9 protein-coding genes are annotated in these 10,796 nt (G+C 44.8%); 3 read left to right on the top strand and 6 right to left on the bottom strand.

Annotated elements, in window-relative coordinates; all coding sequences use genetic code 11:
• The 6 genes from QVA83_RS01915 to ampD form a co-directional block, all read right to left on the bottom strand.
• The coding region (locus QVA83_RS01915; protein ID WP_287498077.1) for an FAD-dependent oxidoreductase at positions 1-749 on the bottom strand (749 nt) is incomplete at its 3' end.
• A gap of 132 nt (positions 750-881) precedes the next feature.
• Positions 882-2,933 carry a pyruvate dehydrogenase complex dihydrolipoyllysine-residue acetyltransferase gene (gene aceF / locus QVA83_RS01910; RefSeq protein WP_156078728.1) on the bottom strand — a complete coding sequence of 684 codons (2,052 nt, stop codon included), beginning with the start codon at positions 2,931-2,933 and terminating at the stop codon, positions 882-884.
• Positions 2,934-2,954: 21 nt separating this feature from the next.
• A complete protein-coding gene (gene aceE, locus QVA83_RS01905; protein WP_014950396.1) occupies positions 2,955-5,630 on the bottom strand; it encodes a pyruvate dehydrogenase (acetyl-transferring), homodimeric type in 2,676 nt (891 codons plus the stop codon).
• Positions 5,631-5,841: 211 nt separating this feature from the next.
• On the bottom strand, positions 5,842-6,588 hold the full coding sequence (gene pdhR / locus QVA83_RS01900) for a pyruvate dehydrogenase complex transcriptional repressor PdhR (RefSeq protein ID WP_014950397.1): 747 nt from the start codon (positions 6,586-6,588) through the stop codon (positions 5,842-5,844).
• 365 nt (positions 6,589-6,953) lie between these two features.
• Complete coding sequence (ampE, locus tag QVA83_RS01895) at positions 6,954-7,856, bottom strand: beta-lactamase regulator AmpE (protein WP_156078729.1); 903 nt, start codon at positions 7,854-7,856, stop codon at positions 6,954-6,956.
• A gap of 42 nt (positions 7,857-7,898) precedes the next feature.
• Positions 7,899-8,438: a 1,6-anhydro-N-acetylmuramyl-L-alanine amidase AmpD gene (gene ampD / locus QVA83_RS01890; protein WP_101565567.1), complete on the bottom strand. Its 540-nt coding sequence runs from the start codon at positions 8,436-8,438 to the stop codon at positions 7,899-7,901.
• A gap of 183 nt (positions 8,439-8,621) precedes the next feature.
• On the opposite strand from ampD, the gene QVA83_RS01885 reads away from it, so the two are divergent.
• From QVA83_RS01885 to QVA83_RS01875, 3 genes are all read left to right on the top strand, one after another.
• Positions 8,622-9,140 (top strand): retropepsin-like aspartic protease family protein, encoded by a 519-nt coding sequence (locus tag QVA83_RS01885; RefSeq protein ID WP_014950400.1) that lies wholly within the window; start codon positions 8,622-8,624, stop codon positions 9,138-9,140.
• Between the two features lie 32 nt (positions 9,141-9,172).
• Positions 9,173-10,027, top strand: coding sequence for a carboxylating nicotinate-nucleotide diphosphorylase (gene nadC / locus QVA83_RS01880; RefSeq protein WP_014977217.1), 855 nt, complete (start codon positions 9,173-9,175; stop codon positions 10,025-10,027).
• Between the two features lie 569 nt (positions 10,028-10,596).
• Positions 10,597-10,796: pilin (locus QVA83_RS01875; RefSeq protein ID WP_287498076.1), on the top strand; the 200-nt coding region annotated here is incomplete at its 3' end.

Raw genomic sequence — 10,796 nt, 5'->3', positions numbered from 1 at the left:
AATGTTACGTACAAGCCGTCGTCTTTTGCTTCAACCGCAGTCACTTTGGTTTCAAGCATAATGTTATACTTGTCTTTGTAGTCTTTCATGAACACTTTCATGATGTCTTTATCAGCTGCAGGAATTAGCTGGTCTAAGAATTCAACTACATCGATTTTCGAGCCAAGCGCTTCGTATACAGTACCCATTTCTAGCCCGATGATACCACCGCCTAGAACTAGCATTTTCTCTGGAATATCTTTCATTTCCAGTGCGCCAGTTGAGTCGATTACACGATCATCTTCTGGGATGAACGGTAGGCTTACTGGCTCAGAACCCGCAGCGATAATTGCTTTCTCGAAAGTAATAGTAGTAACGTCGTCACCATTTTTTACTTCTAGGGTGTTTGCGCCTGTAAATTTACCGAAGCCTTGTACATGCTTGGTTTTACGCATTTTAGACATACCGCTAAGGCCATTTGTCAATTGCTTAACAACGCCGTCTTTGTATTCGCGGATTTTATCTAAATCGATGGTAGGCTCGCCAAACGATACACCGTGGCTAGCAAGGTGCTTCGCTTCTTTCATTACTTTAGCAACGTGAAGAAGGGCTTTTGAAGGGATACAGCCAACGTTAAGACAAACACCACCAAGCGTGTCGCGTGAGTCTACGATAACTGTTTCAATACCTAAGTCAGCCGCACGGAATGCTGCTGAATAACCGCCAGGGCCGCCGCCCAGTACCACCAATTGCGTTTTAATTTCGCTCATTGTGAACCTCAATCCTGTTCTTGTAGGGTCATGCTATTACTTTTGTGTAATAGCATAACCTAAATGCCACCAAATGGGCTTATAAAATCGTCGAAAATGTTACTGATATTGTAAACTTTTTCGACCTTTTATTTAAAGTATGATTCTGCGTAAGTCAGTTAGGTTTGCAGCAACCTCAGTAGAGAATCTTGCACCTACCGCACCATCGATGACTCGGTGGTCGTATGACAGGCTTAGCGGCACCATTAAGCGCGGCTCAAACTCTTTACCATTCCACTTAGGCTTCATCTCAGACTTAGACACACCTAATATGGCGACTTCTGGTGCATTTACAATAGGCGTAAACGCCGTGCCACCAATACCACCTAGACTAGAGATAGTGAACGTTCCACCCTGCATGTCAGCCGCTTTAAGCTTGCCTTCACGGGCTTTCTTAGATGTTTCAATAAGCTCTTGAGACAGCTGCTCAATACCTTTCTTATTCACGTCACGAATAACAGGTACAACAAGGCCTCCCGGTGTTTCAACCGCAATACCAATGTTGATAAACTTCTTAATGATTAAGCTCTCGCCGTCGTCAGACAGTGATGAGTTGAATACTTCGTATTTCTCAAGCGCTTTCGCTACCGCTTTCATAACGAATACTAGTGGTGTGATCTTAAGACCAGACTTAATTTTCGCGTGGTAAGCGTTTTGCTCTTTACGGAATTCTTCAACTTCTGTGATATCTGCTTCGTCGAACTGCGTAACGTGCGGGATAGTCGCCCAGTTACGGTGTAAGAACGGTCCAGAGATCTTTTGAATTCGAGAAAGCTTTTGTTCTTCAATCTCGCCAAACTTGCTGTGATCAACAGGCTTAACCGGAACGATTTGAAGTACGTTGTCGCCCACAGGCGCACTGCCTGAAGCTGCTGCTGTGCGAGGTTTCGCAAGCTCAGCTTTCACATAGGCTTGAACGTCTTCTTTCAAGATACGGTTTTTAGGACCAGAGCCGTTAACTTGAGTAAGGTCTACACCAAACTCACGAGCAATACGGCGAACCGAAGGAGAAGCATGTGCTTTACCTGTATTCTTGGCTTCTGGCGCTGGAGGCACAGGAGAGCGACCTTGCGAGGCTTCCTGCTGTGACCCTTGTTGAGTCTCTTCTTGCTGTGAGTCTTGTTTAGTCTCTTCTTGCTTAGGCGCTTCAGCAGGCTTTTCAGCTGCACTTGAAGACGAACCACCGCTGGTCTCAAGCTTAACAACCAAGGTGCCTTGCTTAACTTTGTCACCCGCTTTGATAAAGACTTCTTTAATCGTACCTGCATGTGTTGAAGGCACATCCATAGTCGCTTTATCAGTTTCTAGCGTGATAAGACCGTCTTCTTTTTCAACGGTATCGCCAGCTGATACAAGTACATCGATAACGTCAACTTCACCGTCTTCACCAATGTCTGGTACAGCAACTTCGATAGTCTCGCTACCTGAAGACGCGGCTGGTGCTGACTCTTGCTTTGCACTTTCCTGCGCAGCCGGTGCAGATGCTTCAGAAGAAGCATCGCTAGACGCCGATTCACTTGAAGTCGAGCCTGAGCCCGCTACTTCAAGCTTGATCACTACCGTACCTTCTTTCACTTTATCGCCAGTACTGATGAATACTTCTTTCACCGTACCTGCGTGTGTTGAAGGAACGTCCATGGTTGCTTTATCGGTTTCAAGGGTAATTAGCCCATCTTCTTTTTCAATGGTGTCGCCCACTGAAACCAATACGTCGATTACGTCTACTTCGTCGTCAGAACCGATATCCGGTACTGCAACTTCAATCACTTCGCTGCTGCCAGACGCAGCTGGCGCTGCTTCTGACTTGCTTTCGTCTTTTGGTGCTTCTTCTTGCTTAGGTGCATCTTCTTTAGAAGATTCATCTGAAGCGTTTTCTTCAGACGCGCCTTTATCGGCACTGTCACCATTGGCAACTTTCATTTCACCAATCACATCGCCTTCTTTGATTTTATCGCCTACTGATACAGTTAGGCTTACAATCTCACCTTCAAACGGTGCTGGGATGTCCATTGACGCCTTGTCACTTTCAACAGTAACAACGCCTTCATCAGCCTCAATGTTGTCGCCTACGGCAACACATAGCTCGATAACTTCAACTTCGTCACCGCCTACGTCGGGTACGATAATCTTTTGAATATCTGACATATGTAAAATACCTTATCTGGCTTACGCGTAAAGTGGGTTAAGTTTTTCAGCGTTAATTTCAAAACGCTTAATGGCTTCTGCTACCACTTTCTTCTCAACGTCACCGCGCTGAGCCAATTCGTAAAGTGATGCCACCACAATGTATGACGCATTAACTTCAAAGTGAGTACGCAAGTTTTCACGGCTATCGCTTCGACCGAAACCGTCTGTACCTAGGCAGCGGTATTCAGTTTCGATGAACGCACGTACTTGGTCTGAGTAGTTCTTCACATAGTCAGTGGCAGAAATCGCAGGACCTGCGTCTTTCGTAATTACCTGACCAATGTAAGGTACTTTTTGCTCAGCTTCTGGGTTTAGCATGTTCCAGCGTGCTACGTCTTGACCTTCACGCGCTAGCTCGTTGAACGAGGTTACTGAGTAAACGTCAGAAGATACGTTGTAGTCGTTACAAAGAATCTGCGCCGCTTTACGCACTTCGTTCAAGATAGTGCCTGAGCCCATCAACTGAACATTCAGCTTAGACTTGTCATTTTCAACACGCTCAAGCTTGTAGATACCTTTAATGATCTGTTCAGCAACATCATCACCTTCTGGCATTGCAGGGTGCTGATAGTTCTCGTTCATCAATGTTAGGTAATAGAAGATATTCTCGTTATTACCGTACATGCGACGTAGACCGTCTTGAACGATAACTGCTACTTCGTAACCATACGTTGGGTCGTAAGTAATACAGTTAGGAATTAGGTTCGCTTGAACATGTGAGTGGCCGTCTTGGTGCTGTAGACCTTCACCGTTAAGTGTGGTTCTACCCGCAGTTGCGCCTAAAAGGAAACCACGTGCTTGGCTATCGCCTGCTGCCCATGCCAAGTCACCAACACGTTGGAAACCAAACATCGAGTAGTAGATGTAGAACGGAATAGTGGTAGCGTTACACGTTGAGTAAGACGTACCCGACGCAACCCACGATGCCATTGCACCTAGCTCGTTAATACCTTCTTGTAATACCTGACCTTTCTTATCTTCGCGATAGTAAGCGACTTGGTCGGCATCTTGAGGTACGTATTTCTGGCCTTCATTGGCGTAGATACCTACCTGACGGAATAAGCCTTCCATACCGAATGTACGGGCTTCATCAGGAATAATTGGCACAATACGCTTACCAATTTTCTTATCTTTTAATAGCGCGTTAAGTACACGTACAAACGTCATGGTTGACGATACTTGACGGTCACCTGAACCTTTTAAGATGGCGTCGAATGCACTTAGCTCAGGAATTTCAAGCTGTTCTTCAGCCTGTTCACGGCGAGAAGGCAAGTAACCACCTAGAGCTTCACGACGCTCGCGAAGGTACTTCATTTCTTCGCTGTCTTCGTCGAACTTGAAGTAAGGTAGGTCAGCAATTTTCTCGTCTGCTACTGGAATATTGAAACGATCGCGGAACGCTTTGATTGAATCAACGTCCATTTTCTTAACGTTGTGCGCTACGTTTTGTGCTTCGCCTGATGCACCTAGACCGAAACCTTTAACCGTTTTAGCAAGGATTACCGTTGGACGTCCTTTCGTATCAATGGCTTTCTGGTAAGCTGCGAATACCTTAACTGGATCGTGACCACCTCGGTTCAAGCGCCAGATATCGTCGTCAGACATGTTCGCTACAAGTGCCGCTGTTTCAGGATACTTGTTGAAGAAGTTTTCACGGGTGTACTTGCCGCCTTTGGCTTTACAGTTTTGGTATTCACCGTCTACCGTTTCGCCCATAAGCTGGATAAGCTTGCCAGATTTATCACGAGCCAGTAGCTCATCCCAGTAGCTACCCCAAATAACTTTCACTACTTCCCAGCCAGCGCCGCGGAACGTACCTTCAAGTTCTTGGATAATTTTGCCGTTACCACGTACCGGGCCGTCTAGACGCTGAAGGTTACAGTTGATAACAAACGTTAGGTTGTCTAGGCCTTCACGAGAAGCAAGACCAATTGCACCCAAGCTCTCTGGCTCATCACACTCACCGTCACCCATGTAGCAGTAAACGCGCTGACCTGAACAGTCTTTGATACCACGGTTAGTTAGGTACTTAAGGAAGCGCGCTGTGTAAATAGCTTGAAGTGGACCAAGACCCATAGATACGGTTGGGAATTGCCAGTAGTCTTTCATCAAGTGAGGGTGTGGGTAAGACGACAGACCATCGCCAGCACACTCTTGACGGAAGTTGTTTAACTGCTCTTCAGTTAAGTTGCCTTCCATATATGAGCGCGCATAAATACCTGGAGAAATATGGCCCTGAGCGAAAATAAAGTCGCCGCCTTGATTTTCGTTAGGCGCTTTGAAGAAGTGGTTAAAGCCAACATCGTAAAGCATAGCCGATGATGCGAAGCTACCAATGTGGCCACCAAGCTCTAGGTCTTTTTTAGATGCACGCAATACAATCATCAATGCGTTCCAACGAATCGCCGCACGGATGCGCGCTTCGATGGTCAAGTCGCCAGGCATTTTTGGCTCTTGCGCTGCTGGGATAGTATTGATGTAGGCAGTAGTTGCGTCATACGGTAGATGCGCTCCGCTGCGACGTGCTTTATCAATAAGTTTTTCGAGTAAATAATGGGCGCGTTCTACGCCTTCCTCTTCTAAAACCGACTCAAGCGCATCAATCCACTCTTTAGTTTCTTGAGGATCTACATCTTGGTGCATCATATCAGACATGGTGCCATCCTATTTTTTGCTTATATAGAAAATCCTCCCTTAGCATTGCCTTTACTCTTAAAGGCGCTAAAAGAAGGAAAACTAAATTACGTTGTACTCACAGTGACCCAATCTGGCTCACCTGCTTTTGCAGTGGCACAGGAAAAACCTGACCGGCCTCTGCGAATGAATAGCTATCTAGCCCTTATCTTATAAAAAGTCAGACTAGTAACTAAATCTCTAATCGTCGCAATGCGCGCTGTACGCGGGTATCGCGTTGATTAATGGTTAATAGCGTTTTTTCAATAAACGCCAAATGCGTATTACATGCCTGACGCGCAGCTTCAGGGTCGCGAGAAGCAATGGCTTCTACAATTTCACGACGCTGCTTAGCAATGTCTTCCACCGCTTCAGGGTGCGCTGCCAGCATGTCAAAGTTTCGTTCAATATTGTCCACCAGCATGCTTTGCATGGTGCTCATTACGTGCAACAACACCATATTGTGTGATGCTCTTGCCATAATGATATAAAACTGTCCTAGCGCCTCAGCTTGGGCACGCTTGCTTTCGTGCGCTTTAGGCGTAGGTACGTCGTTCAATGCTTGCTTCAATGCGTTGTAATCTTCAGGTTGACCACGAAGTGCTGCATAGTACGCCGCCATCCCTTCAAGCGCATGACGAAATTCAAGCAAATCAAATTGAGTTTCAGGACGCTGGCTAACTAAGTCCATTAGGGGGTCTGTCATGGCAGAATTAAGGTTGCGGTTAACAAACGTACCGCCGCCTTGCTTACGTTCTACCAACCCACGTGCCTGTAAATTACCAATGGCTTCCCTAAGCGAAGGTCGCGATACATCAAATTCAAGCGCAAGCTCTCTCTCTGGCGGTAATTTCTGACCAGCCAATAACGTACCGTCGAGTATCATTGACTCGAGTTGCTCGGTAATCACATCAGAGAGTTTTTTTCGCTGCTGCCGCATGCGCGCTACATATCCTTTTATTTAAACCCTGCTCTATAACAATAGCGACGTTATAAGAGCGGTGAATGTAAAAAATAATCGTGGAATATTTAATCACAAACACAATTGGTAATACCATTTTACCTATCTAGTTTAAGGCAGATCGATTTCGAGGTAAATACTCACAAGCATAGCAAAGCATTTACCTTTTGCTGGGTGTTAAGCTTTATTGTTGAATTTGTTAAGAAAAATCAGTAACCGCAAACTGGTCTGATGAGGAAGGGAGAATGCAGTAATAGGGGCAAAGCGCCTGATCTACATACAATTAATAAATAGACCAAACGCCCTTCTAAGCCAAGTAGGCTAGTAAATGTTAAAAATAATGACTATGCAAGACTGCCTACAAGCGTGAGCGCTGATGTTATTACAAGAAGAAAAATAACATTACGTTTTGCTAACTTTACAAGCACCTTCGGTTCTATTGCTGCATTTTCAGCCTGCAACTGCTGTTCATCAGGCGTTAGAATCTCAGCTTTCGAAGAAATTTGTGTAAGCACATCGTATGCAGGTACATCGAACTGAAGTGCATACTTAATCCACTCAGGCAACGCTCGTGAGAAATGTCCCATCATCAACATGCCAAAAGCGGTAACGCGAACAGGAATATAATCGAGCGCAAACATTAATCTTCCCGCAGCGGCTTTTAAAGGGTGATTTGCATCACACAATGCCTCGGTTGTGCTTCGACTCAAGCTATAAAACAGCGCGCCAGGTGCACCAAAAGCAATAAACCACAGCATCACAGCGGCATAGTGTTGATAGTTAAGCCAGGTAAGGTGTTGGCCAAAAGTTTTGCCTTCTGTACCCGCACTTCCGTCACTGTCTGATTGACTTGCACAATGCCCTAATTGGTCGGTGTACATACTGCACGCCTGAAGGTCACCTCGGTCAGCAGCATTCAAAAAACTCTTGTAGACGGCTCGCAATGCAGGGCAGCCAATACAGATGAACAAAATTATGCTTTGCTCTATAAACGTAAGAAATGCGCCAAGTACCCAGTATTCAATTGCTCCCAGCACTACTGCGGGAAGTAAAAGATAGAAATAAAGTGCTGTGGATGAGACCTTTTTAATTCCCTCCTCATCTTCATTTCCTTCTTGAAACTTAATCAACCCTTTATCTTGAAGAAAAGCACGATATTGAGCGGCATACTTTTCAATATGCCAATTAGGTGTTTTTGTTATCAACCGCTCGAGGCTGAGAACTAATAGCAAGCTCATTAACATCATAGGTATTGAGTTTCCTTTTTTCTGCAGTGCGGATTAGTTAAATTATTTAAACCCAGCAACGCGCATTCTATATCTTGCCCAATCGAAAGATGCACCAGGGTCAGTTTTTCGCCCTGGTGCTATATCATTATGGCCTACGATACGCCCTAAAGTGATCCGAGGATAGTATCTCGTAATAAAATCAGTGAGTTCGCCAAGGGCTTGGTACTGTGCATCGGTGTAAGGCAACGTATCAGTACCTTCAAGTTCAATACCTATAGCATAGTCGTTACAGCGGCTGCGGCCTTGAAATGAAGACAGGCCCGCGTGCCATGCCCGCTGTTCAAAGGGCACAAATTGCTCTATTTCACCCGTTCGATAAATTACACAATGAGCAGAGACCCGTAACCCAGCAATTTCTCTATAGAAAGGATGTTCATCAGGATTGAGGGTTCCGGTAAACAATTGGCGAATGCCCGGCGTACCAAACTGTGAAGGAGGTAGTGAAATATTGTGTATCACTAACAGGCTAACGTCTGCGCTGTCAGGACGGGCATCATAATGCGGACTTGCTGTGTACTTTGCTTCGTTGTAAAGCACCATAGTATTTGCTTCGATAATTGATTTTCTGCGTTATAGCCTACATTGTATATGGATATAAGTGTATAGGGCTATACATTGCATTCTAATAAGCTAATCAGCACGTTAGTCCTTTGCTTAAGAGATTACGCCGAGTATTTAGCAATACGAAAAGCGGTGCACCACTATTATAAGAAAGGTAGAAGCATGAATGAACAACAAGACCCGACAGCGTCGACGGGTAAATGGATGGTTGCGCTTGCTTGGATTTGCGGTTTTGGTCTACTGGTTTTTGTTTTCTCAGATCTTTTAGAAAAACAAATTAACCCAAATAGCGAACCAACATCAGAGCGTATTGGTTCACAAACCGAAGTCCGACTTAAGCAAAATCGCCAAGGTCACTATGTGACAACAGGTTATATTAATGGTGAGGAAGTCGTATTTCTTGTTGATACAGGTGCAACTGACGTGGCCGTTCCCGCTCATTTGGCTAACAAGCTTCAACTCAAAGCGGGTCGAGAAGGGTTAGCCAGCACAGCTAACGGCGTTGTAAGAGTCGCCGAATCGACCATTGAAACCTTGCGCATTGGTGAAATCGTGGTGCGCGATGTAAAAGCAAACTTAAACCCCGGTATGCAAGATGACCATATATTGCTGGGAATGAGTGTTCTTCGCCAATTAGAGTTTACTCAGCGCGGAGAATGGTTAATATTGCGTACCCTTTAAATACACAGATAGCATAGATCATAGCGATGAAGATGACATCACCAGACATGCAAGCGATTCGAGAGCAAGTATCGAACGCGCTTATTGAAGATCTTGGCGGCGAATTAAATGCTGCAAACGACATTACGGCGAACCTGATAGATGAAAGCGTTAATGCAAAAGCCACTATTATCACGCGAGAGCCTTGCGTGGTTTGTGGAATCGCATGGGCAAACCAAGCATTTGCACTAATCGACGAGTCGGTGTCGCTAACGTGGCATGTAAAAGATGGTGACAAAGTTGATGCCAACACCGTACTGGTTAGTTTGGAAGGCTCTGCTCGCGCGATATTGACGGCAGAACGTACGGCGCTTAACTTCCTACAAACCCTGTCGGCAACCGCCACTGTTACTGCCTTTTACGCTAAGTATTTAGATGGCTCCGACACTAAAATTCTCGATACCCGCAAAACGTTGCCAGGTTTGCGGCACGCACAGAAATACGCGGTGCGTTGTGGTGGTGGTCAAAACCATCGTGTGGGTTTGTTCGATGCATTCTTAATTAAAGAAAATCACATATTTTCTTGCGGAAACATAGAGAAAGCCGTAAGCCGAGCGAAAACAATGATGCCGGGCAAGCCCGTTGAAGTAGAGGTAGAGAATTTAACCGAGCTTGAACAAGCCCTTGGTGCAGGTGCCGACATTGTCATGCTGGATAATTTTTCTAACGAACAGATCCAACAGGCAGTAGCGCTCAATAAAGGTCAATGTAAACTGGAAGTATCAGGAAACATTACTGATGAACGACTGGCTTCTCTCGCTAAGCTAGGCGTAGATTACATTTCATCTGGAGCTTTAACCAAACACGTTCAGGCCATTGATTTGTCGCTGCGCATTAATTTGTCATAGCAGAGCAAGAAAGATAAAGAGCCAAATTAAAAGCTGTAAAGGTGGATTTAACATTAGGTAAGCGAATGTGTTGCTTATCCCCTTGTACTTCCACCTTTATAACGCGGCTTCTTTGTTGCACGTGTTTTATTATAAAGCTACAGTGTTTCAGTGAAATTTACGTTATCGCAATTATCACTTCCCTATACTGTGGCTTTAATTACTGAGACCTTAATGATTGAGGTTGCACAGTGATTTTAAATCACCGAGTAGATGTATAACTTACAATACGATTACTCGTCATTCTGTTCAGTCATTTCTCAATAATGCTTTTTGTGTATAGATAGGCATACGCACTTAAGTCATTAACTTTTATACGAAAGTTCAAGTGATAAAGCCTGCCAAGGCGCGGCGAACCGTGTCATACTGAAAAAGCTAGACATAGGTATATTTGCCTATACTTGTCAGTAACAAATAAAATTCTATACTGAGTATCAAGTACCAGGGGCGTTAAATGGACGACTCGGGTATAAACGTCAATTTGAATTAGATTTAAACTTTACGTGTTATACACGTCCCGGAGAAAAACCATGATGAACATGAATACTAAAAACCACAAAGGTTTCACCCTAATCGAACTAATGATTGTTGTTGCAATCATCGGTATCCTTGCAGCAATCGCACTTCCTGCTTACCAAAACTACACAGAGAAAGCTCGCTTTACAGAGGTTGTAAACGCTACAGCGGCAGCTAAATCTGCAGTTGAAGTTTGTGCGCAAACTGAGTCAGG

This window comes from Alteromonas sp. AO-Serp, from assembly GCF_017849675.1.
Taxonomy (GTDB): domain Bacteria; phylum Pseudomonadota; class Gammaproteobacteria; order Enterobacterales; family Alteromonadaceae; genus Alteromonas; species Alteromonas macleodii.
Note: the sequence above shows the minus strand (reverse complement) of the source record. Positions and strands in the feature narration are given on the sequence as shown.

Excerpts from the sequence above, each read along its gene's own strand:
- aceF (WP_156078728.1), bottom strand. The coding sequence starts at position 2,933 with ATGTCAGATATTCAAAAGATTATCGTACCCGACGTAGGCGGTGACGAA.
- aceE (WP_014950396.1), bottom strand. The coding sequence starts at position 5,630 with ATGTCTGATATGATGCACCAAGATGTAGATCCTCAAGAAACTAAAGAG.
- pdhR (WP_014950397.1), bottom strand. The coding sequence starts at position 6,588 with ATGCGGCAGCAGCGAAAAAAACTCTCTGATGTGATTACCGAGCAACTC.
- ampE (WP_156078729.1), bottom strand. The coding sequence starts at position 7,856 with ATGATGTTAATGAGCTTGCTATTAGTTCTCAGCCTCGAGCGGTTGATA.
- ampD (WP_101565567.1), bottom strand. The coding sequence starts at position 8,438 with ATGGTGCTTTACAACGAAGCAAAGTACACAGCAAGTCCGCATTATGAT.
- QVA83_RS01885 (WP_014950400.1), top strand. The coding sequence starts at position 8,622 with ATGAATGAACAACAAGACCCGACAGCGTCGACGGGTAAATGGATGGTT.
- nadC (WP_014977217.1), top strand. The coding sequence starts at position 9,173 with ATGACATCACCAGACATGCAAGCGATTCGAGAGCAAGTATCGAACGCG.